Annotated in this window: 17 protein-coding genes and 1 pseudogene; 3 read left to right on the plus strand and 15 right to left on the minus strand. The window is 74.5% G+C overall.

What is annotated here, in order from left to right; translation table 11 throughout:
- Positions 1-14: 14 nt before the first annotated feature.
- Complete coding sequence (locus ACFPZJ_RS19710) at positions 15-422, minus strand: DUF6278 family protein (protein WP_381023082.1); 408 nt, start codon at positions 420-422, stop codon at positions 15-17.
- Between the two features lie 171 nt (positions 423-593).
- On the opposite strand from ACFPZJ_RS19710, the gene ACFPZJ_RS19715 reads away from it, so the two are divergent.
- Complete coding sequence (locus tag ACFPZJ_RS19715; protein WP_381023085.1) at positions 594-2,357, plus strand: SGNH/GDSL hydrolase family protein; 1,764 nt, start codon at positions 594-596, stop codon at positions 2,355-2,357.
- 22 nt (positions 2,358-2,379) lie between these two features.
- Here the strand turns inward: ACFPZJ_RS19715 and ACFPZJ_RS19720 are convergent, their stop codons facing one another.
- The 8 genes from ACFPZJ_RS19720 to ACFPZJ_RS19755 form a co-directional block, all read right to left on the minus strand.
- Complete coding sequence (locus ACFPZJ_RS19720) at positions 2,380-3,159, minus strand: exodeoxyribonuclease III (RefSeq protein ID WP_381023087.1); 780 nt, start codon at positions 3,157-3,159, stop codon at positions 2,380-2,382.
- Positions 3,160-3,211: 52 nt separating this feature from the next.
- Entirely contained in the window at positions 3,212-3,847 is a 636-nt protein-coding gene (locus ACFPZJ_RS19725; RefSeq protein ID WP_381023090.1) for an MBL fold metallo-hydrolase, read from the minus strand.
- A gap of 33 nt (positions 3,848-3,880) precedes the next feature.
- Positions 3,881-5,179: a bifunctional 3-oxoadipate enol-lactonase/4-carboxymuconolactone decarboxylase PcaDC gene (gene pcaDC / locus ACFPZJ_RS19730; RefSeq protein ID WP_381023093.1), complete on the minus strand. Its 1,299-nt coding sequence runs from the start codon at positions 5,177-5,179 to the stop codon at positions 3,881-3,883.
- A gap of 138 nt (positions 5,180-5,317) precedes the next feature.
- The gene (locus ACFPZJ_RS19735; protein WP_381023095.1) at positions 5,318-7,627 is read right to left on the minus strand and encodes an SWIM zinc finger family protein; all 2,310 of its coding nucleotides are present in this window, start codon (positions 7,625-7,627) and stop codon (positions 5,318-5,320) included.
- Positions 7,624-10,491: a DEAD/DEAH box helicase gene (locus ACFPZJ_RS19740; protein ID WP_381023098.1), complete on the minus strand. Its 2,868-nt coding sequence runs from the start codon at positions 10,489-10,491 to the stop codon at positions 7,624-7,626. Before ACFPZJ_RS19740 ends, ACFPZJ_RS19735 begins: the two co-directional genes overlap by 4 nt.
- Positions 10,492-10,621: 130 nt before the next feature.
- A complete protein-coding gene (locus ACFPZJ_RS19745) occupies positions 10,622-11,206 on the minus strand; it encodes a sugar kinase (protein WP_381023101.1) in 585 nt (194 codons plus the stop codon).
- Positions 11,203-12,351, minus strand: coding sequence for an ROK family glucokinase (locus ACFPZJ_RS19750; RefSeq protein ID WP_381023104.1), 1,149 nt, complete (start codon positions 12,349-12,351; stop codon positions 11,203-11,205). Before ACFPZJ_RS19750 ends, ACFPZJ_RS19745 begins: the two co-directional genes overlap by 4 nt.
- Before the next feature lie 174 nt (positions 12,352-12,525).
- On the minus strand, positions 12,526-13,263 hold the full coding sequence (locus tag ACFPZJ_RS19755) for a GntR family transcriptional regulator (RefSeq protein ID WP_381023468.1): 738 nt from the start codon (positions 13,261-13,263) through the stop codon (positions 12,526-12,528).
- A gap of 128 nt (positions 13,264-13,391) precedes the next feature.
- On the opposite strand from ACFPZJ_RS19755, the gene ACFPZJ_RS19760 reads away from it, so the two are divergent.
- Positions 13,392-14,414, plus strand: coding sequence for a Gfo/Idh/MocA family protein (locus ACFPZJ_RS19760; protein ID WP_381023107.1), 1,023 nt, complete (start codon positions 13,392-13,394; stop codon positions 14,412-14,414).
- An 18-nt stretch (positions 14,415-14,432) separates the two neighbouring features.
- On the opposite strand, the gene ACFPZJ_RS19765 is transcribed toward ACFPZJ_RS19760, so the two are convergent.
- Entirely contained in the window at positions 14,433-15,110 is a 678-nt protein-coding gene (locus ACFPZJ_RS19765; RefSeq protein ID WP_381023110.1) for a response regulator, read from the minus strand.
- Positions 15,111-15,207: 97 nt separating this feature from the next.
- Positions 15,208-16,080 carry a hypothetical protein gene (locus ACFPZJ_RS19770; protein ID WP_381023113.1) on the minus strand — a complete coding sequence of 291 codons (873 nt, stop codon included), beginning with the start codon at positions 16,078-16,080 and terminating at the stop codon, positions 15,208-15,210.
- 402 nt (positions 16,081-16,482) lie between these two features.
- Here ACFPZJ_RS19770 and ACFPZJ_RS19775 point away from each other — a divergent pair, with 402 nt between their 5' ends.
- On the plus strand, positions 16,483-18,327 hold the full coding sequence (locus ACFPZJ_RS19775; RefSeq protein ID WP_381023116.1) for a caspase family protein: 1,845 nt from the start codon (positions 16,483-16,485) through the stop codon (positions 18,325-18,327).
- A gap of 16 nt (positions 18,328-18,343) precedes the next feature.
- On the opposite strand, the gene ACFPZJ_RS19780 is transcribed toward ACFPZJ_RS19775, so the two are convergent.
- The 4 genes and pseudogenes from ACFPZJ_RS19780 to ACFPZJ_RS19795 all read right to left on the minus strand — a co-directional run bounded on the left by ACFPZJ_RS19780 (position 18,344) and on the right by ACFPZJ_RS19795 (position 22,844).
- Positions 18,344-19,468: a CHAT domain-containing protein gene (locus ACFPZJ_RS19780; protein WP_381023119.1), complete on the minus strand. Its 1,125-nt coding sequence runs from the start codon at positions 19,466-19,468 to the stop codon at positions 18,344-18,346.
- 1 nt (position 19,469) lies between these two features.
- Entirely contained in the window at positions 19,470-21,227 is a 1,758-nt protein-coding gene (locus ACFPZJ_RS19785) for a hypothetical protein (RefSeq protein WP_381023122.1), read from the minus strand.
- Positions 21,228-21,230: 3 nt separating this feature from the next.
- Complete coding sequence (locus ACFPZJ_RS19790; protein ID WP_381023125.1) at positions 21,231-21,437, minus strand: hypothetical protein; 207 nt, start codon at positions 21,435-21,437, stop codon at positions 21,231-21,233.
- Between the two features lie 157 nt (positions 21,438-21,594).
- Positions 21,595-22,844, minus strand: a pseudogene (locus ACFPZJ_RS19795) (sensor histidine kinase).
- Positions 22,845-22,848 lie beyond the last annotated feature (4 nt).

Here is a 22,848-nt window from a genome sequence, read left to right on the forward strand (position 1 = left end):
ATCGAACTGATGGTTCATGCCTCCGCGACCTCCGCGTAGAGCTGGGAGAGCTCGGGCACACCGCTGGCGGCCCACTCGTGCCCCGAGGCCACGACGTCGAACTCCCGGCCCGAGGCGAGCCGCACGACGGGCTGACCGTCGGGCCAGATCTCCCAGGCGGCGCCCGGCACGGTCCGCACGATCACGGTGCCCAGGTACAGCCCAGCGTCGTTGCCGAGCCAGAGCAGGCTCTCCTCGTCGTCCCGCCAGCGCGGCAGCAGCTGGTCGAGCGCCTCCAGCGAGGCCACGGAGTCGTCCAGCCGGACGCCCGCCCGGGACGCCTGGGAGCGCAGCAGTTCGCACTCGGCGAGGAGTTCCGCGAGGCCCTCGGGATCGGGGAGCCCCAGCTTCTGGCGCCGGTTGCCCAGGAAAGGGATGTTCATACGCCCAGCGTGTCATTCGTACCGCCATATGCACCACAGGCGCGCGCGTGCGGTCGGTTCCGGTCGAGTTCACGCCGAGTTCGCGCATGGCTCGTTGACCGGTCCCCGGAGCCTCCCTAACTTCACTAGGCGCTTGTGTCGCGGCTGTCCAGTCGGCGGGAGGAGTCGGCCGTGCGCCGAAGTGTCCGGGACATCACGGTTGTGCTGGCCCTGTTGGCGTCCCTGGTCTCGGCGGGGTCGGCGCGGGCGGCCACCGAGGACAGGTCCGTGCCGCAGCCACTGGAGCGGCTCTTCGACAACACCGCCGTCAGCGACGACGCCCGGCCCGGCGAGGCGGACTTCGACGGCTCGGGCGCCTCGCTGTCGGCGCGGGACCTCGCGGCGGCGGGCTGGACGCCGGGCCGCGTCCTCACTGTGCAGGGCGCGCGGCTTACCTGGCCGCTCCGGCGGCCGGGCGAGCCGGACAACGTGCGGGCCGCCGGGCAGGACGTGCGCGTCACCGGCCGCGGCGACGCCCTCGCCTTCCTCGTGGCGGGCACCGGCGACCCCGACGGCACCGCGGGGACGGGCACGGTGTCGTACGCCGACGGCGCCCGCTCGGCGTACCGCCTGAGCGCGCCCGACTGGCGCACCGGCCCGCTGGCCACCAAGGCAGTGGCGCTGCCGCACATCAACACGCCCGGCGGCCAACTCGCCGAGCGGGCACGGCTGTACGTCGTGACGGTGCCGCTGGTGCCGGGGCGCCGGGTCGTCTCGGTACGGCTGCCGAGGGCCGCCGGGATGCATGTGTTCGGCCTGTCGGTGCGGCCCGCCGCGCCAGGCTGGACGGGCAGCTGGGCGGCCTCGACGTCCGGGTACACGGCTCTCGGGCCGTGGACGGGCCGGACGCTGCGGCTCGTGGTGCACAGCTCCGCCGGCGGGCCGCGGGTGCGGGTGCGGTTCGACAACACGTTCGCCGGGACGCCGGTGCGGATCGGGAGCGCCACGTTGGCGCTGCGGGCGTCGGGCGCGGCGGCCCGGGGCGCGCCGGTGCCGTTGTCCTTCGGCGGTGCGCACGGCGTGGAGATACCGGCGGGGGCGCAGGCCTACAGCGATCCGCTCGGTTTCGACGTGCCCGCGGACAGCGATCTGCTGGTGAGTCTCCACCTGCCCGGCACGGTGCCGGCCGCGCCCGTGCACCGGCTCGCGCTGCAGCGGTCGTACCTGAGCGAGCCGGGCGATCACACGGCGGACGGCTCGTCGGCGCCGTACACCTCGGTGCTGACGACCTGGCCGCTGCTCGGCGGAGTCGACGTGGGCGGCGGGCCGGGGTCGGTCGTGGTGCTCGGGGACTCGATCACCGACGGAGACCGGTCCACGGCGGACGCGAACCGGCGGTGGCCCAATGTGCTGGCCGCACGGCTGCTCGCCCAACGTGTGGTACCGCGCTATGGGGTTCTCAACCAGGGGATCTCGGGGAACCGTGTGGTCACCGACCGGTACCCCGGTGACGGAGTCTCCACGGACACCGCCGGGGTCAGCGCCCTGCACCGCTTCGACCGGGACGTCCTCGCGCAGACGTCGGCGCGTACGGCGGTGGTGTTCGAGGGCGTCAACGACCTGCGGTGGGGTGCGCCGGCCCAGGAGGTGATCGCCGGGCTGCGCGAGCTCGCGGCACGCGGTCACGCCCGGGGGCTGCGGATGCTGGTGGCGACGATCCTGCCCTGCGAGGGCGAGGCGCGGTGCACGGCCGCCGTGGACGCCGAGCGGATCGCGGTGAACACCTGGATCCGGGAGAACGACGACTTCGACGCCGTGCTCGACTTCGACGCCGTGGTGCGCGACCCGGAGCACCCGGCGCGCATGCTGCCCGCGTACGACAGCGGGGACCACCTGCATCCCGGGGACGCGGGGCTGGCGGCCCTCGCCGAGTCGGTCGACCTCGGGCTGCTGTGACGGCCGCCGTGCCTCCCGGCCGCTACACGTCCAGGTCCACGACCACCGGCGCGTGGTCCGACGCGCCCTTGCCCTTGCGCGCCTCACGGTCGACGAAGGCGTCCTCGACCGCCTTGGTGAACGGCTCGTTGGCGTACACCAGGTCGATGCGCATGCCGCGGTTCTTCGGGAAGCAGAGCTGGCGGTAGTCCCAGTACGTGAAGGGGTGCTCGTACTTCAGGGGCCGCGGGACGACGTCGGACAGGCCTGCCTCGCGGAGGGAGGCCAGGGCGGCGCGCTCGGCGGGGGTGACGTGGGTGGAGCCCTCGAAGGCGGCCCGGTCGTAGACGTCGTCGTCGGTCGGGGCCACGTTGTAGTCGCCCATGACCGCGAAGGGGCGGCTGCCGCCCGCGTCGCCGGCGACGGCTGCCCTGAGGGCCTCGATCCACTGGAGCTTGTAGGCGTAGTGGGGGTGCTCCACCTCGCGGCCGTTGGGCACGTACACCGACCAGACGCGGACCGGGCCGCAGGTCGCGGAGATGGCGCGGGGCTCGACGACGCCGTCGAAACCGGGGTCGCCTGGCAGGCCCTTGACGACGTCCTCGATGCCGACGCGGGAGAGCACCGCCACCCCGTTCCACCGGCCGGTCGCGTGCACCGCCGCCTCGTACCCCAGCTCGCGCAGTTCGTCGAACGGGAACTGCGCCTCGGCGACCTTGGCCTCCTGGAGGCACAGCACGTCGGTGCCGCTGCTCTCCAGCCAGGCCAGGAGCCTCGGCAGGCGGGCGGTGATCGAGTTGACGTTCCAGGTCGCGATGCGCATGCCTCACAACCTACCGGGCGGGTCCGACAACGCGGTCCCCGCCCGGTGGACCTCACACCTCGACGGACTCGCCCGGCGTCAGACGCAGGTGTTCCGAGCCGCCCAGCTGCCCGATCTGACGGTCGTAGATGGGGCGGGCGAGGTCGGTGAGGAGGGCGTCGTGGATGTCGTAGGCGCGCTGCGGCCCGACCTCGCGGACGTAGTCGATGACCTCGGAGATCTTGTTCCAGGGGGCCATGACCGGCAGCATCAGCGTCTCCACCGGCTGGTCGGGGAGGGTCAGGGCGTCGCCGGGGTGGAAGACCTTGCCGCCGTCGATCAGGTAGCCGACGTTGGTGATGCGCGGGATGTCCGGGTGGATCACCGCGTGCAGCTCGCCGTGCACCTGCACGTCGAAACCGGCGGCGGTGAAGGTGTCGCCGTGGCCGACGGTGTGCACGCGGCCCGGGAACGCCGACGAGATCTTCTCCGCGACGGACCTCAGCGTCCAGATCCGCGCGGCCGGGTTGTTCTCCATCGCGGCGCGCAGCCGGAACTCGTCGAAGTGGTCGGGGTGCTCATGGGTGACGAGGATGGCGTCCGCGCCGAGCGCGGCGTCCTCCTCGCTGAATCCTCCCGGGTCCAGGACCAGCGTCTGCCCGCCCTTCTCGAGGCGGACGCAGGCGTGCGACTTCTTCGTGAGCTTCATGGCTCCATCCTGGCCCGCGCCCTCGGCGGATGTTCACTCCTGGGGGGTGGTCTCCTCGCGGATGACCTGCTGCGCCACCTTGAACGCGCTGTTCGCGGCCGGTACGCCGCAGTAGACGGCGGCCTGCATCAGGACCTCCTTGATCTCGTTCGGGGTGAGGCCGTTGCGGAGGGCGGCTCGGGTGTGGAAGGCGAGCTCCTCCAGGTGACCTCCGGCGACCAGGGCGGTGAGGGTGACACAGCTGCGGGTGCGGCGGTCCAGGCCGGGCCGGTCCCAGATCTCCCCCCAGGCGTAGCGGGTGATGAACTCCTGGAAGTCGCCCGAGAACTCGTCGGCCTGCGCCAGCGCCCGGTCGACGTGCGCGTCGCCCAGCACCTCGCGGCGGACCTTGATGCCGGCGTCGTAGGGATCGGGCCGGCCCTGGGTCTGCGGCGGTACGACGGCCGGGGCGATCTCGGCGACGGGCCGGGGCTGCGGGGGCGCGGCGGACAGGACCGGCTTGACGGCGGCCGCGGGCAGGGCCGTCTGGCCGGTCGAGGAGTCGAAGGCGGGCTGCCAGGCGGTGGAGAAGTGACGGAACAGGAGGTCGGTGACCGCGGCGGGCTGCTCCACCGGCACCAGATGGGAGGCACCGGGGACGACGGCGAGGCGGGCGTCCGGTATCCCGGCGACCAGGGTGCGGGCCTCGGCGGGGCCGGTGACCTGGTCGTCCGAACCGACCAGCACGAGCGTGGGCACGCCGACGCGCGCGAGGTCCGCTCGTACGTCGAAGGAGGCGAGCGCCTCACAGGCGGCGATGTAGCAGCCGGGGTCGGTGGTGCGCACCATCTGCACGGCCCACTCGGTGATCGCGGGCTGCGCGGCGGCGAACCCGCCGGTGAACCAGCGGTCGGGCGCCGTACGGGCGATGGGGTCGAGGCCGTTCGTCCGTACGATCACCCCCCTCTGCCGGAACTCGTCCGCCGTGCCGAAGCGGGGCGAGGCGGCGATCAGCGCGAGGGAGGCCAGCCGCTCAGGGTGGCGCAGGGCCAGCTCGATGCCGACCGCGCCGCCGAGCGCGCAGCCCGCGTAACCGAAGCGGTGCACGCCGAGGCCGTCGAGGGTGGTGAGCAGCCGAGTGGTGAGATCGGCGACCGAGCCCGCCGGGTACGCCGGGGCGCCGCCGTGCCCCGGCAGGTCGAACCGGAAGACGCGCCACTGCTGGGTCAGCTCGGGGACCTGGCGGTCCCACATGTGCCAGGTGGTGCCGAGCGAGGGACCGAGGATGAGGACCGGGGCGTCTTCCGGGCCGTCGAAGCGGTACTGGAGGGCAGGGGTCGTCGTCTCACTCACCGCTCCACGCTAACCGCCGGTTTCGGCGACTCCGTCCCTGGGCCCCTGATACCCGCACCCGCCCGCCGGATATCACCATGGAACGCTCACGCGATCTTCACCGAGTGCCGGACGTTTCGTCGCAGCGTGGCGGCCCCGTCACAGATCGCCCGGTATGCCGAGCCCGGTCAGGGCGCCGACCGGGTCCAGGTCGGGGGTGCCGCGGGGCCACCAGTCGTCGTGGCCCGGCTCGGACTCGTACGCGTACCACAGGCCGTCGCGGCCGAGGCGGAGCTGGAGATGGCCGCGCGGGTGGGTGAGGCGGTTGCGCCAGGGGCGGAAGGCGGGCAGGTCGGCGGCGAGCAGCAGGGGACGGGCGCGGTCGAAGCGTCCGGCCGGCGGGTCCCAGGGTTCCTCCAGGACGGTGAGGCCCTCCAGTCCGCCCTGCCGCCAGGCGGCCACCGCGCGCGCCAGCTCGGCCGGGGTGCGGTCGGCGGCGGAGGCCAGGGCGGCGTAGAGCGCACGGGTGCCGGCGGTGAGCCCGGACCCGGGGCGGGCCGCGGCGAGGCGGACCGCGTCCTGCCACAGCGTGAGCCGCCCGACCGGGTCACGGCCGGTGGTGAGCAGGGCGTGGGCGCGGGCGGCGGCGTCGGTGGCCAGCTGGTCCAGGGCGAAGGGGTCCGGTCCTCCGGGGGCGGCTGGGTACGCCGGGGGCTGCTCGGGGTGCGGCGGAGCGGGCAGGGGCGCCGGGAGGGGCGGGAGGGTGCGAGGCGCGAGGGCGTCGGTGGCCCGGATGCCGGGCAGGGGCGCGGGTTCCTTGTCCTGCGCGGCGCGGGCGGCTCGGGTGGCGCTGCGGCGGGACAGGGCGTCGAGCAGGTCGCGTTCGCCTCGGCCGCGCAGCAGGAGCAGGACGAAGGGGTCGGCGTCGAGCAGGCGGGCGGTCTGGTAGCAGAGGGCGGCTGCGTGCTTGCAGGGGTGGCCGGTGTCCGGGCAGCTGCAGCGCGGGGCGAGGTCGCCGGGGCCGGGCAGCAGGGGCACGCCGCAGTCGGCGAGGGAGTGGGGCATCTCCTTGTCGAGGAGGGCGGCGATGTGTCCGGGCCGGTCGGCGGCGGCGTCCAGGAACCTCTCCCACTCGGCGTCGTCCAGTGTGCGCAGCCGCACCTGCACGCGGTACGGCCGGGGGCGGCTGCCCCGGACGTACGCCAGGACGAGGCCGGGCGTCACGGTGATCGCGTCCACATGCCCCTGCTCGGCGTACCCGCGGCCTCGCGCCAGCCGCTTGGCGTCCAGGGCTCCCTCCTCCAGCGCGGTGACCCACGCGTTTCCCCACCAGGTCTCGGCGAAGCCGGCGTCGCCCGACGAGCGGGGTGGGAAGGCCGGGAAGGTACGGCGGAGGTCGTTGTCGCGGTCCGGGGCGGCCATGGTGCGCGGGACGCGAGGGGTTGCGGGGGCAGGGGCGGGGGTGTGAGCGGTGCCGGGACTGGGAGTCGCTGCGGGAAGGGGAGTCGGGCCAGGGGTGCGGCCGTGCGCGTGCGGCGCGGTGTCCGGTGCGTCGGCGGGTTCGGGCGCCTCGGTGCCCGGGGAGGCCGGACCCTGCTGTCCCGCCGCCTCGTCGCGGTCGGGCTCCTCCGCTTCGGCGGGCATGCGGAAGGCGCCGGCCAGCAACTGACGGAGGTCCCGTGCCCGACTGCCGGTGGGACGGGCGGCTCGGGCGGGCCGGGCGGGCCGGTCCTGGGGACCAGGCCGGGAACGGGGAGCGGCCAGCGGCGCGGAAGGCCTCGCCGCGCCATCATGCCGAGCGGTTTCCGGCGCAGGGTCCGGCGGCGGCACTGGGTGCCTGCTCCGGGATTGGTCCGACCGGCCCCCCGGCGCCGCATCCGCCGACTCGTCCCGCGCAGCATCGGCCAGGCCGTCTCGTGCAACACCAGCCACACTGCCTCGCGCCGCATCCGCCCGGGCACTCCGCACCGCATCCGCCGAACCGCCCCGCGCCGCCTCCGCCCTGGCATCCGGCACCACATCCCCCGAACTCCGCGCCACAGCCGCCGAACCGCCGCGCATCGCATCCGCCCGGGCACTCCGCACCGCATCCGCCGAACCGCCCCGCGCCGCCTCCGCCCGGGCATCCGGCACCGCATCCACCACCGACGTGAACCCGCGTTCCCCCGACGTGACCCCGGGCGCCTCAGCGGGCGCCTGGTACGCGGCCGCCGGGGCGTCCGGCTCGGGGTCCGCCGCCTGGCGGGCGTGTCGTGCTGCTACCGCCCTGCGCAAGGCCTCGCGGGCCACGTCGCCCGGGCGGGGCGCATCGGCCGCAGGCGGTTCGGGAGGCGTCAGGTCCGGGGCCGGGGTCGGCTCGGCCGGTCCGGGCAGCGGGCGGGCGTCGGGCGGGGTGGTCTCTTCGCGGGCCGCCTGTTCCCGGGCCGCTCGCAGGGCGCGACGGGCCTCGTCGGCGGGGCGGCGGGTCATGGCGTCCTCCGCAGGGAGACCAGATCGGACAGCTCACGGTCGGTCAGTTCCGTCAGGGCGGACTCGCCGGAGCCGAGGATGGCGTCGGCCAGGGCCCGCTTGGACTCGAGCATCTCGGCGATGCGGTCCTCGACCGTGCCCTCGGTGATGAGGCGGTGGACCTGGACCGGCTGGGTCTGGCCGATGCGGTAGGCGCGGTCGGTGGCCTGTTCCTCGACGGCCGGGTTCCACCAGCGGTCGAAGTGGACGACGTGTCCCGCGCGGGTGAGGTTCAGGCCGGTGCCGGCCGCCTTCAGGGACAGCACCAGCACCGGGGTGGCACCGCTCTGGAAGCGGTCCACCATGCGTTCGCGTTCGGGGACCGGAGTGCCGCCGTGCAGCAGGTCCGCGGGGACCGCGCGGGCCGCCAGGTGGGAGGCGATCAGCCGGGCCATGCCGACGTACTGCGTGAAGACGAGGGCCGAGCCGTCCTCGGCCAGCAGGGTGTCCAGGAGCTCGTCGAGCAGCGCGAGTTTGCCGGAGCGGGCGGCCAGCCGCTCGGCCCGGGCGTGCTCCTCCTTCAGGTACAGGGCCGGGTGGTCGCAGATCTGCTTCAGCGCGGTGAGGAGCTTCAGCACCAGGCCCCGGCGGGCCATGCCCTGCGCGGTCTCGATGGCCAGCATCGACTCGCGCACCACCGCCTCGTACAGCGCGGCCTGTTCGCGGGTGAGCGGGACGGGGTGGTCGGTCTCCGTCTTGGGCGGCAGCTCGGGGACGATGCCCGGGTCGGACTTCTTGCGGCGCAGCAGGAAGGGACGGACCAGGCGGGCCAGGCGCTCGACCGCCTCCTCGTCCTCGCCGTTCTCCACGGCGCGTGCGTGCCGGGCGCGGAAGGACTTCAGGGGGCCGAGGAGCCCGGGCGTCGTCCAGTCCAGGAGTGCCCACAGTTCGGAGAGGTTGTTCTCCACCGGTGTGCCGGTCAGGGCCACGCGCGCGGGGGACGGGATGGTGCGCAGTGCCTTGGCCGTGGCGGAGTAGGGGTTCTTCACGTGCTGCGCCTCGTCGGCGACGACCATGCCCCATGTGTGCCCGGCCAGGGCAGGTGCGGCCGAGCGCATCGTGCCGTAGGTGGTGAGGACGAAGCCGCCGTCGGCGTCGTCCAGGGTGCGCTCGGGGCCGTGGAAGCGGCGCACGGGGACGCCGGGCGCGAACCGGGTGATCTCCCGCTGCCAGTTGCCGAGCAGGGAGGCCGGGCAGACCACCAGCGTCGGCTCGGAGCGGGCCCGCTTGAGGTGCAGGGCGATGACGGTGATGGTCTTGCCGAGGCCCATGTCGTCGGCGAGACAGCCGCCGAGGCCGACGGAGGTCATGAGGTCGAGCCAGGCCAGGCCGCGCAGTTGGTAGTCGCGGAGGGTGGCGTGCAGGCCGGGCGGGGGTTCCGCGGGCCGTACCCCGGCGGTGAGGCGGTCGCGCAGGGTGGCCAGCGCCCCGGTCGGCACCGCCTCGACCATCTCGCCGTCGACCTCCGCGCTGCCGGTGAGGGCGACGGACAGCGCGTCGACCGGGTCGAGCAGGCCGAGGTCGCGTTTGCGGGCCTTGCGGACGAGGGCGGGGTCGACCAGCACCCACTGGTCGCGCAGCCGGACGACCGGGCGGTGCGCTTCGGCCAGGGCGTCCATCTCGGCCTCGGTGAGCGGGTCGCCGCCGAGCGCGAGCTGCCAGCGGAACCGCAGCAGGTCCTCGCTCTCGAAGAAGCCGGTGCCGTCGGTCGCCGAGCCGGGCGCGGGCCGTACCACCGCCGTCGCGGACAGGTCCTGGGCCAAGTCCCTCGGCCAGTGCACGGCGACCCCGGCGGCGGCGAGCCGGGTGGCCGCGACGCCCAGCAGGTCGCCGAGCTCCTCCTCGGACAGGGCCAGCACGTCGGGCACGTCCTGGTCGCAGAGCCGGTCCAGGGGCGGCCAGACGCGGGCCGCCCGGCGCACCGCGAGGGCGGCGTCCACGCGTGCGCGGGGCCCGAACGCGTCGCCGGAATCGCCGGCCCACAGGGTCGCCGCGTCGACCACCAGCGTCGGGTCGGCGAGGCTGTGCACCTGCACCACCGCCGCGCCCGCGGTGCGCGCCGCGTCCGGGTCGGTGTCGAACAGGTCGTACGCCGACAGGTCGAGGCGGAGCGAGATCCGCACGCCCGCGTCCATGCCGGCGGCGACCTCGGCGGCCCAGTCGTGGGCGCCGGGCAGGTGTTGCGCCTGCCGCGCGGCGAAGGGCCTGCCGGACGCGTACGGGGCGGCCGGGGTGCGGGGCAGGGTATCGGCGACCGCGTCCAGGAAGGCGCGCATCAGCGCCTCCGGTTCGGGCAGCCGGATCGGGCCGGGGCCGGGCAGCGGGACGGCGTGGCCCTCGTGCGGGAGGGCGGCGGCCACCGCGCGCAGGTGCGCGATGTCGTCGGGGTCCAGGGGGCCGGCGCGCCAGGCGTCGTGGCCGGTGGCCGTCAGGCCGGGCAGCAGCCGGCCGCGGGCCGTCAGCCGCAGGGCGTGCAGCGCGGCCGCGCCCCAGCAGGCCGTCGCGGGGTGGGCCGCGGGGTCGTGGCGGGCCCGCACCAGCAGCGGCAGTGCCTCGCCGAGCGGGAGCGACCGGGCCGGGGCGGTCCGTCGTCGCACACCGGAGCCGTGCCGTCGTACGACGGTGAGCTCGGTGTCATCGGCGGGCAGCGCGCCGCCGTCGGGGTCCCAGAAGGCGATCCGGCCCTCGCGCGGCAGGGGCGCGGGCAGGAACACGGCGGCGAGCCGGACGGGGACCTCCGACTCCGCGGTCTGCGTGGTCTCCACGGCCTCCGCCGTGCCCTCCGTCCCGCCTGTCCGCTCGGTCATCGCGGCCGTGCCGCTCATACGTCCTGTCACCTCCCGCCCGTGTGCCGGATCAGACGTCTTCGACTCTACGGGCGGGGTCTGACAATCGACTCCGGCGGCCGGTCGGGGCGGGCCGGCTCGGCGCGCGGCCCGGATACGCAGGCCGGGATCAGGGCACCGTGCGGGAGACGACGTAGACCCACGGGTAGCTCGGGTTCGTCATGTCTACGACGATGTCGTGCGTCGGGGCGGGGTTCTTCTGCCGGTGCACCAGGCCCCACCACGCTCCCGAGTCCGCGAACCGCCAGCCGCTGACCCGCTGGTCGCGGGCGCCGATGGTGATGTCGCCCTCCTTCAGCTGCTCCCGGTTCACGCCGACGCTCGCCAGGTAGGCGTCCAGGCCGGCCGCGCTGGTCTCGAACTGGACGTAGAGGCGGCTGGTCTTCCAGTTGTTGGTCTCGTAGTACGCCACGTGCCAGGCCGGATGCGGTATGGGCACCTGGTACAGGCGGCGCTGCAGCTTCGACGGCCAGCCCTCGGTCAGGCCGGTCGCCGAGTACTTGGCCTCCTTGTCCTTGCCGCTGGCGCGGCTCTGGTTCGCGGAGATCACCAGGTATCCGGCCGGGATGCCGATGAGCAGCACGATGATCAGCAGGGTGAGCGCCCTGCGGCGGATCATGTGGCCACGGTCCTCGGCCGGTCGCCGGGGCCCGCCCGCGGAGCCGGACGGGCGCGGCAGGATGTTCGCCGTCACAGCGACTCCCGGGTACTGCGGCGGGCCTGTGCGTACCGCTCGTAGCGCTCGTACCGCTCCACCCGGCGGCGCTTGGCGCGGCGGAAGCGGCGGGCGACCAGCCGGGCGAGGTCGGCGGCGCCGACCATGCCCGCCTCGGGGCCGAGCTGGGCGCGGACGATACGGGCCTCGGGGCGGTAGCCGCGGCCGGTGAGGTGGCGCTTGAAGGCGTCCCGCGCGGGGCCGATGAGCAGGTCGTCGGCGGCCGAGACACCGCCGCCGATCACGAAGCAGGACGGGTCCAGGGCGGCGGCGAGGTTGGCGATGCCGACGCCGAGCCACTGCCCTATGTCCTGGAGCAGCTCGGTGCACATGGCGTCGCCCTCGCGGGCCAGCTCCGTGATCATCGGGCCGGTGATGTCGGAGATGTTGCCCTTGACGTGCTCGATGATCCCGTACGCCACCGGCGAGTCGGCGGCGGCCAGCTCGCGCGCCTCGCGGACCAGGGCGTTGCCGGAGCTGTACTGCTCCCAGCAGCCGCGGTTGCCGCACGGGCAGCGGTGGCCGCCGGGCACGACCTGCATGTGCCCGAACTCGCCGGCGACGCCGTACTTGCCGCGCTTGACCTGGCCGTCCTCCAGTATCGCGCCGCCGATGCCGGTGCCGAGGGTGATCATGACGAGGTGGTCCTCACCCCGTCCGGCGCCGAAGCGCCACTCGGCCCAGGCGGCGGTGTTGGCGTCGTTGTCCACGAGCACCGGCACCGAGAGGCGGCTGGCGAGGCGGTCGCGCAGGGGTTCGTTGCGCCAGGACAGGTGGGGGGCGAACAGGACGCGGTTGCGGTCGGCGTCGACCCAGCCGGCCGCGCCGATCCCGACCGCGTGCACGTCGTGCCGGTCGGACAGGTCCAGCACCAGCTCGACGATGGTGTCCTCGACGACCTTCGGGCTCTTGGACTTGTCCGGGGTCTCCGTGCGGAGCTTCTCCAGGATGTTGCCGTCGGCGTCGACGACGCCCGCCATCACCTTCGTACCGCCGATGTCGATGCCCACCGTCGGCACCCGGGGTGCGGTGAGATGGGAGCGGCGCTCCCTCGTGCCCACCGTGCGCAGGACGGGAGCACGGCGGGAGCCGATGGGGGCGGTGAAGTCGCGGTAGGTGCTCATCGCCGCCGATTCTGCCTCACCGTGACGCTGAGTGCTGCGAGGGGCAGCGGCGGGGCGCTGCCGCGCGGTGCCGGGTGCGGGTGCGTGCGAGCAGGAGCGGACGGTCACGCGCCAGGGGGCGGGGTGCGGGCGCTGGGTGATCAAGACAACACGGATGTCCCGTGCCGGTGGTGGTCAGGACCGGACGAGCAGCTGGAACTCGAAGGAGTAGCGGGACGGCCGGTAGGTGTGGGTGCCGTACTCCACCGCGCGACCGGTGTCGTCGAACGTCACGCGCTGCATGGTCAGCAGCGGGGCGCCCGCCTCCTCGGCGAGCCGCTCGGCCTCGGCGGCGGTGGCGGCGCGGGCGCCGATGGACTGGCGGGCACTGTGCAGGGTGATCCCCGCGGCCCGCATCAGGCGGTACAGGCCGGTCGCCTCCAGCTGCCCGGTGTCCAGGTCGATGAGGCCGGGCGGCAGGAAGTTGCACAGGTACGCCATCGGCTCCCCGTGCGCGAGCCGGAGCCGCTCCACGCGGTGCACCTCGCTGTCCTCGGCCACGCCGAGGGCGGCGGCGACCTCGGCGGACGCCGGGACGACGGTGTTGACCAGGACCTTCGTGGCCGGGCGCTGTCCCGCCGCCTCCAGGTCGTCGTAGAGGCTGCTGAGCTCCAGCGGGCGCTTGACCTGGCTGTGCACGACCTGTGTGCCGACACCGCGGCGGCGTACGAGCAGGCCCTTGTCGACGAGCGACTGGATGGCCTGGCGGACCGTCGGCCGGGACAGGCCGAGCCGGGCCGCGAGCTCGATCTCGTTGCCCAGCAGGCTGCCGGGCGTCAGCGTGCCGTGCTCGATCGCGGCCTCCAGTTGCTGGGCGAGCTGGAAGTACAACGGCACGGGAGAGCTGCGGTCCACGCTCAGCTCGAGCTGCACGGTCGGGTCGACTTCTGGTTTCGGCACGGCCTGAGCGTAGCTCCGAGCGTTGTTGACGGGAAGTTGTGAAGTTCGGTTGTCCGGACATGCAGATTGACAGGGGCGTGCCGCGACCGCAGTTTGATTCCATGCGCATCGGGGTCATCGGTACGGGCCGCATCGGCACCATCCACGCGAACACGCTCAGCAGGCACCGCGACGTCGGCTCCCTGATCCTCACGGACGCGGACGTCTCACGGGCTCAGGAACTGGCGCACCGGCTGGGTGAGACGGCGGCGCCGGGAGTGGAGGAGATCTTCCGGTGGGGGGTGGACGCCGTGGTGATCACGACGGCGACGTCGGCCCACGCCGAACTGATCGGTCGGGCAGCACGATCGGGGCTGCCGGTGTTCTGCGAGAAGCCCATCGCCCTCGATCTGGCGGGCACGTTACAGGCGATCAGCGAGGTGGAGACGGCCGGAACGGTGCTGCAGATGGGGTTCCAGCGGCGTTTCGACACCGGGTACGCGGGGGCGCGTGAGGCCGTACGGTCGGGGCGCCTCGGGCGGCTGCACACCGTGCGGGCGCTGACGAGCGACCAGGCGCCGCCGCCGGCCGCGTGGCTGCCGCTGTCCGGCGGGCTGTTCCGGGACACGCTGATCCACGACTTCGACGTGCTGCGCTGGGTGACCGGGCGCGAGGTGCTGGAGGTGTACGCCGCCGGGTCCGACGCGGGGCCGGCGATGTTCCGTGAGGCGGGTGACGTCGACACGGGCGCGGCGCTGCTCACCCTCGACGACGGCACCCTCGCCACGGTCACCGCCACGCGGCTGAACGGCGCGGGGTACGACGTGCGCATGGAGCTGGCCGGGGAGCTCGACCAGATCGTCGTCGGGCTCGACGACCGTACGCCGATCGCGTCCACGGAGCCGACCGGGCCGCCGGCCGCGGACAAGCCGTGGACCGGCTTCCTGGAGCGCTTCGGGCCGGCGTACGAGGCGGAGCTGAATGCGTTCGTGGAGGTCGTGCGGGGTGAGCGGGCCAACCCCTGTGATGGTCGGGAGGCCCTGCAGGCGCTGCGCGTCGCCGAGGCCTGCGAGCTGTCCCGCCGGGAGCGCAGGCCCGTACGGATGGGGGAGATCGCGGGTGGGGCGGCGCAGGGGCTGGCGTAGCCGCTCAAGGCGACACGGTCAGTGCTCCTCCTGTTCCTCCTCCAGCAGTCCCGCGTCGTAGGCGAGCAGGGCGATCTGGACGCGGTTGTTGAGGTCGAGTTTGGCCAGGATGCGCGAGACGTGGGTCTTGACGGTGGCCACGCTCATGAACAGGGCCGTGGCGATCTCCGCGTTGGACAGTCCCCGGCCGACCGCGACGGCGACCTCGCGTTCGCGGTCGTTGAGGGTCGCGATCCGCACACGCGCGCGCGTGCGCCGTGTGTCGGCGGTGGTGCCGGCCGCGTGCCGCATCAACTGGCGGGTGACGGTGGGCGACAGGACGGGGTCCCCGGCCGCGACCCGGCGCACCGCGTCGAGGATCGCGGCGGGCGAGGTGTCCTTCAGGACGAATCCGGCGGCTCCCGCGCGCAGCGCCCGCAGCACCTGTTCGTCGGCGTGGAAGGTGGTGAGCACAACGACCTGAGGGGCGTCCGCACGGCCGCGCAACCGCTCGGTGGCGGCGAGGCCGTCCACCGTCGGCATCCGGATGTCCATGAGGACGACGTCCGGGCGGGTGCGGTCGACGAGCGCCTCCACCTCGCCGCCGTCCCCGGCCTCGCCGACGACCTCGATGTCACCGGCGCCGCCCATCATGAGGGACGGCCCGGCCCGCACCAGGGGATCGTCGTCGACGAGGAGCAGCCTGATCGCAGTCATGGGGGTTACGTAGTCACGTTGTGCCCGGCGCGTGACGCGGACGGCGGGCCAACCGGTCTGGGGCGAGGGGCGGTTGGCCCTGGGGACTGCCGGTCCGCTAGGCGCGCAGCCGCACGCCGTAGAGGGTGCGCAGGCGGTGGATCTCCCACCAGACCACCGCCGTGACCGAAACGGGGCCGCCGATGACGGCGAGGAGCTGGATCACCGGCGGGCCGGGCGGCAGGCCGCCGGCCAGCAGGCTGATCACCCAGAACTCCCACACCAGCACTCCGGTGAGCAGCGCGGGCAGCGCCGCGTGCACGGCCGCGGTGTTGAACGCGGTGCGGACGGCGGGGCCGGTGGCGAAGCCGAGGAAGAACAGCACCCACAGGAAGGGCAGGACCACCGCCACCGCGAACCACGGGGTGGTTCCCGAAGTGCCCGAGGAGGTCGTGCTGTTCTGTTCGAGCAGGGTGATCGCCACGGCGAACAGCGGTACGGCGGTCACGGCGCCGATGTACCACAGGGACGACCGCAGTGCGGCGCGCATCCGCGGGCGCATCTCCGCCCGGGTCCGCGGCGACGCCCACCGGAACAGCAACGCGATGATCACGGGCGCGCTCAGCAGCAGCAGCACCGGGGTGACCACGAGCCGCATCATGTACAGCTCCTGCGCCTCGCTGATGTCCTCCGGCTTGCCGTACACCGCGAGCAGCAGCACGGACATGGCGGCCGCGGTCCACGCCCGCGCCTTCTGCACACGGGTCACCAGCGGCTCCTCGATCGGGCGGGGTCCGCGCGGCGGGAAGAGCCGGTGCGCCCTGCTGCGGGCCGAACGCGCGAACACGTAGCACGCCATCAGGGGCAGGACCAGGGTCCAGGTGCAGGGGAACAGCAGCAGCGCCCACGAGCAGCCGTGGATCCGCGCCCGGCCACCGCGCAACAGCACGCGCAGCGGGGGCCATTCGGCGCCGCGCAGGTCCCGCAGCATGCCCCACAGGGAAGTGCTCGGCCGCGGCGGGGGACCGTACGGATACGGGCCGGGCGGCGGCTGGGGCGGGTAGGGCTGCGGGGGGTACGGCTGGGGCGGCGGGTAGCCGTACGGCGCGGGGCCGGGCTGGGGCGGAATGTGGGGACCGGTGGCCGGGGGCGGCGGATACGGTCCTCCGTTCGGTGGCCAGGGCGGCGGCTGGTACGGGTTGGCGGGTCCCCCGAAACTCACTCTGCGGTTCCTTCCGTGACGCGCGGTGCTGAAGGCTGCACCAACATCAGCCATCACTTCCTCCAAGTCAACGCGCAGCGCCCCAGGGGGACATGGGAGTCGCGCGCCGACGCCCGGCATGCGCCCCGCAAACGCCCTGCCCGCGACCGGCGTCCCTGGGAGGATCACGGCATGCGCACCCTGTACGCCCTGTTCGTGGGCATCGACGACTACCCCGGCGCGCCCCTGCGGGGCTGCGTCAACGACGTACGGGCCGCGGAGAGTTGGCTGCGGCGGTACGACGGTCTCGACACGCGGATCCGGACGCTGCACGACGAGCACGCCACCCGCGCGGCCGTACTGGCGGGCATCGAGAGCCACCTCGGGCGCGGCGGACCCGGCGACACCGCGCTGCTGTGGTTCAGCGGGCACGGCAGTCAGAGCCCCACCGACGCGCCGAGCGAGGCCACCGGCTGGTCGCAGGCACTGGTCTGCCACGACAGCCTCGGGGTGGGCGGGCAGCCCCTGCTGCAGGACACCGAACTGGGCGCGTTCCTCGACCGGATCGCCGCGCGCGGCACCCATGTCGTGGCGGTGCTGGACTGCTGCCACTCGGGTGGCGCGACCCGTGGGGACGCGACGGGCGGCGCCCCGGGGACCGTCCGCGGTGTGCCGTGGCAGTCCTGGTGGCGGACGGACCGGGCTCGGGGCGGCTCCCGCGACGGTGGTGGAACGGGGCCCGAGCCGCGCCGGCACGTGCTGCTCGCCGCGTGCCGGCCGCAGGAGCGCGCCCACGAGCACGTTCTCGACGGCCAGGTGCGCGGCTTCTTCAGCCACGCCCTGCTGCACGCGCTCGACCTGCTCGGTCCCCAGGCCACGTACGGGGCGGTGCACGCACTGGCCGAGGGGCGTGTGCGCGCGCTGAGCCGCGCCCAGCATCCGGAGCTGCGCGGCCCTGAGGACGGGCGGGTCCTGTTCGGGGACCGGCTGCCCACTTCGCCGTTCCTGCTGCGGCACACGACGCAGGGCTGGGAGGTCAACTGCGGTGCCGTGCACGGGCTGCGGGCCGTCGGCGCCGAGTTCACGCTGCTCGGCGGGCCGGGCACCGTGGTGGTGCGGGAAGTGCGCCCCGAGTCGGCCCTGGTGGAGCCGGTGGGCTGGCGACCGGGAGCGGCGGACGAGCAGTCGGTGCACGCAGTGACGCCCTCCGCGCTGGCGTTCCCCCCGGCCGCGGTGACGCTCACCGGCGATCCGGACGCGGTGCGGCTGGTGTCGCAGGCCGTCGCCGCCGTGCCCGTCCTCGCCCTCGGCGGTGAAGGGCTGCCGCTGCGGGTCGAGGCCGGGCGGGGGCGGGCACGGGTGTCGGGGGGCGCCGGGCACCCTGTGCCCGAACTGCCGCTGCGCTCGCCGGCGGACGCGGCGCGGGTCGCCGGCTGTCTGGCCCACCTCACCCGCTGGCATCACATCCGGGACCTGGTCAACCCCGATCCGCTGCTGTCGTCGCTGGTGCGCGTCACCGTGACGGGGACCTCGGTGGGTGACGTGCGGTACTCGGCCGACGGCGAGATCGTGTGCGCGTACACCCCGGACGGCCGCGAGCCGCAGGTGACGGTCCGGGTCCACAACGACTCCGCAGACCCGCTGTGGTGTGTCCTGCTGGATCTGACGGACAGTTACGCCTCGTCGCCCCACCTGTACGAGGGCGAGTTCGTCGCCGGCGGCCGGACGGGATGGGCGCGGCGCGGTGAGCCCGTCTGGCTGCGGCTGCCGCCGGGACGGGCCCTGGTGCGGGGCGCCTTCACCCGGGACTGGCTGAAGGTGATCGTGGCCGAGAACGAGCTGAACCTCGCCCCGTTCCGGCTGCCCGCCTGGTCCGCCGCCGCCCCGTCCGCGCGCGACGGCGGGGCGGCACCGCCCGGCGGGGGCGGGCTCCTGCGGCTGACCGCCGCGTCCGCGGCCCGGGACGCGGGCGGCCCGGCCCCCCGGGTGGGCCGCTGGGGCACCGCCCAGGTGGTGGTGCGGACCGAGATCCCGTGACCGGGACTCCCCGTGGTCACCAGCCGAGGTGGGTGAAGCCCGCCCACGCGGTCAGGTCGTCGCCGCGGATGTGCCGTACGCGGGCGCACAGGTGACCGGGCATGCCGGGGGGCGGTTCGCGGCGGTCGTCCAGCATCCACAGCTGGGCGGCGCGCAGGGCCTGTCCGGGCGGCAGTCCATCGCGGCTCAGGAAGTGGTGGGTCATGTACATCAGCAGCGACGTCGCCTCGTCGGGCACCGGCCACAGCGAGCCGATCACCGAGCGGGCGCCCGCCACGAGGAACGCGGTGGACAGGCTGTACGCCTCGTCGTAGCCGCGCCCGGACACGTTGGTGCGGCAGGCCGCCAGCACCACCAGGTCCAGGCCCCGGTACCGGGGCTCCCCCTCGGTGAGCTCCTCGGCTGCCAACTCGCCTCCGGACAGGGCGAGATAGGCGCTGTGCCGCTCCCTCTGACGCACCACACCGTGGCAGGCCAGGTGCAGCAGACCGCCCCGCTGCCGGCGCAGCCAGCCGGTGACGGCGGCGGGTGTGGCGGTGCCGGGGCCGAGGAGGTCGCCGTGCGGGTGGAAGACCCGGTGGATCGCCTCCGCCTCCTCTCCGGCGTGGTGCAGGTCGCGGGTCGGATCGCCGACGACGAGCGCCTGCCGGGCTCCGGCGGCGGGCCGTGCGGCCACCTCGCACAGCAGACGGGCGGAGGGCAGGTAGGAGAGGTGCGCCTCTTCGCAGGCGTGGCGACGGAAGCCCCGGCGGCCGGTCAGGCGGGCCGCGTGCCAGGGCACGGCGCCCAGGGCGGCCATGGGCACCAGGATCACCGAGGGCACCCTGCCGTAGCCGCGGGGCAGTTCCGCGAGAAGCGGCCGCATCACGGTCGCACCGGCCCAGTCGCACAACCGCTCCAGGGCGGCGCGGCTGTGGTCGGGGCGCGGGACCGGGCCGGGAGCGGTGTCGGCGGTGGGCGGGCCTCCGGCGTCACGGCCGGGGGTGCCGGAGGCGCGGTAGGCGGCGAGCGGGGGCGCGTCGAGGGTGAGGTCCGGCAGTTCCAGGGTGCGGGTGCCGCCGTCGGCGGTGACGAGGAGCGCCGCCCCGGGGATGTGACGCGCACGGCGGAACAGCTGGTCCCCCGGGCTGGGGGGCTCCACTTCACCGGGCAGCAGGTAGACCAGCGCCGAGGCGCCCAGCGCGCGCAGGGCTTCGCCGATCTCCTCGGGGGACGGTGCGTCCCAGGAGCCGCTCCCGCAGGGGTGAGGCGGCCAGGGCCCGCAGGACGCGGTGGCGCAGCCGGCTGGAGCGGCCGGTGGAGAGGAAGCCGCCGGTCAGCAGTGCCGCCTCACCGCCCGGTTCGGGCGTCGCCGTGTCGCCGGACTGCCGCCACTCGTCGGCGAGTTCCGCCTGCCCGAGCGCCGTCAGCAGGTCCGGCACGGTCGCCGACACGGTCGCCGCGTGCAGCGCGAGGGCGCGTCCCGCGTCGAGGGCGCGGACGGCCTCGGTGTGGGCGCCGTCGGCCAGGCACCAGCGGGCCACCTCCGCGGCCTGCTCGCCCGCGAGCCGGGCGGCGGCCGCCGCGTGGGCCGTACCGGACTGCAGCAGGACGCTCCACGACGCGGCGCGCAGCGACTCCAGGCCGATGCGCCGGGCCTCGTCGTGGTTGGCGCGCCGTGCGCGGGAGCGGCGCGGCTGTGCGTCGCCCCGGTGGCGGTACGCCCGTGCGAGGGAGAGGCCGGTGACGCCCCACAGGGAGTGGTGCGGGCCGGCGGTCAGCCGCCACAGGTGCCTCAGCCAGGCGATGCCCTGGTCGAGGTGGTGTGCGCGGGTGTGGGGCGGGGCGATCTCCAGCACGGCGAGGGCGCAGTGCGCGGTGCCGAGCCCGCCGGCGTTGCGCAGCCACCGGTCGTCGTCGGGTTCGAGCAGTTCCAGGGCGTCCTCGAACAGCCGCATGCCGTCGAGGGCGGCCTGGTGGTCCTGGGTCATCAGGGCCCTGCCGACCTGGCTGTGACCCATCTCGCCGAGCTGGTGGGCCCGGATGTTGCGCGGCAGCGCGGCGGTCTGGCGGCGTACCTCCTGTACGGGGATTCCGGCCGGCATGCCGTCGACAGCGGTGGCGAAGCTGCCCGTGCGCTGCGCCCGCAGCAAGGCCAGGCCGGTGGTGGCGGCCTCCAAGTTCGACTGCATCGTCAGCCGGTCGGCGTGGTCGGGCGGGAGTTGGGCGAGGACGTCCTCCAGGGCCTGGATCTGCTCGCCGAGGAGCGCCTCGTCCCCGTCCCGGACGGCCTGGTGCATGCGGAGCGTGGCGAGCTGTCCGGCCATGAGGATCCGGGTCTGCTCGTCGAAGACCGGGGAGCCGGTCAGACGGGCCAGGTCCGCCACGGCCGCGTCGAACTCGTCCTCGCCGCCGGTGGTCTGGGCGAGGTGGGCGCGCAGCCCGGCGTACTGCCAGTCGACGACGTCGCGCATCGGGCTGCCGGGCGGATGGTGGGAGCGGTCCTCCTCCAGCCGGGTGAGCGCCGCCCGCAGGTCCGCGGGGTCGGTGATCTGCTGCATGCCGTGCCAGCCGCTCGCGGCGGTGGTCAGACCCTGCCAGTTTTCGTCGGCCGGCCCGTACTCCCGTGCCGCGCGGCGCAGTTCGTCCTCACGGCCGAGGTCGGTGACCGGCTGGTCGTAGTGCAGCATCGGCAGGATGCGCAGGATCTGCCCGGCCCGCAGGCCCGAGGGCATGGTGCCGACGGGCAGTTTCCGCCAGTCCGCGTAGAGCCTTTCGTAGGCCTCCGACGCGGTGGCGCAGCCCAGGCGGTCGAGGACGAGAGCGCTGATCCGGGAGGCGTCGCGGCCGTCGAAGCCGTGCTCCCGCGCCAGGACGCGGATCTCCCACAGCAGCGCCTCCAGGTCGTACGTGTCCGGCACCCGTCACTCCTCCCGGTCCCGCTGTCGCGGCGCGGTCCGTGTCCGGTACGGCGCCAGCACGCCGTTCAGCCACGTCTCCCCCTCCTCCGTGCCGAAGTCGACGCACGGCGCGCCCGTCGGTTCGAGCACGGGTGCCTCACCCCGGTCGTCGAAGAGGATCGCCACACGGTCGGCGGGTTCGCGTTTCGACGGCCTCGAACTGCGGGGCACCAGGCGACATGGCCCATGATCGGGCTTCCGATTCACGGGCCACAAGGGCAGCGCGCAGCACGTGTGCACCCTACTGGGCGTCCCGCCCCGCGCGGAGGGCGACGGCCGGTCGTCACCCGGTCGGGAACGGGTCGGTTCGCGGCCCACCCGTCCGCCGTCAGTGCCACGGCAGCCGCGCCCGCACCTCGAACCCGCCGTCCCCGGTGTGGCCGTGCTCCAGGGCGCCGCCCGTCAGCGTCGCCCGTTCCGCCAGGCCGATCAGGCCCTGGCCGGAGCCGGGGACGGGCGGTACCTCGCCCTCGGGGCTCGGGTTGCGCACGGTCACGGTGACGCCGTCGCCCGGGGCGCCGGTGACGGACACCGTGACCTCCGTACCGGGGGCGTGTTTGCGGGCGTTGGTGAGTCCCTCCTGGACGATCCGGTAGGCGGTGCGGCCCACGGAGGCGGGAACGGCCGGGGGATCGGTGACGCGGTTGTCGAGGGTGACCTTCATTCCGGCCGCACGGGACTCGGCGACGAGGGTGTTCAGCGCGGCGAGCGTCGGCTGGGGGCGGCCCGCGTCGTCGGGCTCCCCGGCGCGCAGGACGCCGATGATCTCCCGCAGGTCCTGGAGGGCCTCGTGCGCGCTCTCGCGGATGACGCCGGCCGCCCGCGCGATCTCCTCACGGGGCGCGTCGGGCCGGAACTCCAGGGCGCCGGCGTGCACGCTGAGCAGTGTCAGCCGGTGGGCCAGGACGTCGTGCATCTCCCGGGCGATGGCCTCGCGGGCCAGCCGCTGCGCCTGTTCGGCGCGCAGCCGCGCCTCCGTCTCGGCGCGCCGGGCCCGGTCGCGCAGGCTGAACACGAGTTGCCGTTTGGACCGTACGAACATGCCCCAGCCGACGAGCGCGGCGGTGAGCAGCACGCTGACCGCGAGGCCGACCAGGAAGGGCAGGTCGGGGTCGGGGCGCAGCCAGTAGTACAGCGGGACCAGCGCGAGCTGCGCCCCCGCCACCCAGGCCACGTCCCGGAAGGGGCGGTGCACGACGAGCGTGAACAGGGAGATCGGGGTCACGCCGCCCGCGGTGTCCGAGACGGGACTGAGGGGGACCATCGCACGGCCAGCCCGAGCGGCCAACGGCGGCGCAGCCAGACGGCGGCACAGGCGAGCGCGCCGATCCACTGGTCGACGACGATCAGCGCGTACGGCAGATCAGGGTTGTCGGGGAGCGCGTCGGCGGACAGCACACCCACGACGACGGCCAGCAGGAAGCAGGAGAAGTCGACGACCCAGTCGCGAACCGTGCGCCGGGGGCATGGCCCCAACTGGCCCGTGCCAGGGTCGGGTTCGTGGAGCAGGGCGGACGGGAAGAACCATCTGCGCCCCGTGAACACCGGGGAGATCTGCGCCGCCTTGTCACCGCTCACGGCC

Origin of the sequence: Streptomyces bullii (assembly GCF_042657145.1) — a bacterium.
Lineage (GTDB): Bacteria > Actinomycetota > Actinomycetes > Streptomycetales > Streptomycetaceae > Streptomyces > Streptomyces bullii.

Bases quoted from the DNA above. Each gene is read 5' to 3' on its own strand.
- ACFPZJ_RS19710 (WP_381023082.1), bottom strand. From the start codon at position 422: ATGAACATCCCTTTCCTGGGCAACCGGCGCCAGAAGCTGGGGCTCCCC.
- ACFPZJ_RS19770 (WP_381023113.1), bottom strand. From the start codon at position 16,080: ATGCTGCGGGACCTGCGCGGCGCCGAATGGCCCCCGCTGCGCGTGCTG.
- ACFPZJ_RS19725 (WP_381023090.1), bottom strand. From the start codon at position 3,847: ATGAAGCTCACGAAGAAGTCGCACGCCTGCGTCCGCCTCGAGAAGGGC.
- ACFPZJ_RS19775 (WP_381023116.1), top strand. From the start codon at position 16,483: ATGCGCACCCTGTACGCCCTGTTCGTGGGCATCGACGACTACCCCGGC.
- ACFPZJ_RS19735 (WP_381023095.1), bottom strand. From the start codon at position 7,627: ATGACCCGCCGCCCCGCCGACGAGGCCCGTCGCGCCCTGCGAGCGGCC.
- ACFPZJ_RS19720 (WP_381023087.1), bottom strand. From the start codon at position 3,159: ATGCGCATCGCGACCTGGAACGTCAACTCGATCACCGCCCGCCTGCCG.
- ACFPZJ_RS19765 (WP_381023110.1), bottom strand. From the start codon at position 15,110: ATGACTGCGATCAGGCTGCTCCTCGTCGACGACGATCCCCTGGTGCGG.
- ACFPZJ_RS19750 (WP_381023104.1), bottom strand. From the start codon at position 12,351: ATGAGCACCTACCGCGACTTCACCGCCCCCATCGGCTCCCGCCGTGCT.
- ACFPZJ_RS19760 (WP_381023107.1), top strand. From the start codon at position 13,392: ATGCGCATCGGGGTCATCGGTACGGGCCGCATCGGCACCATCCACGCG.
- ACFPZJ_RS19740 (WP_381023098.1), bottom strand. From the start codon at position 10,491: ATGAGCGGCACGGCCGCGATGACCGAGCGGACAGGCGGGACGGAGGGC.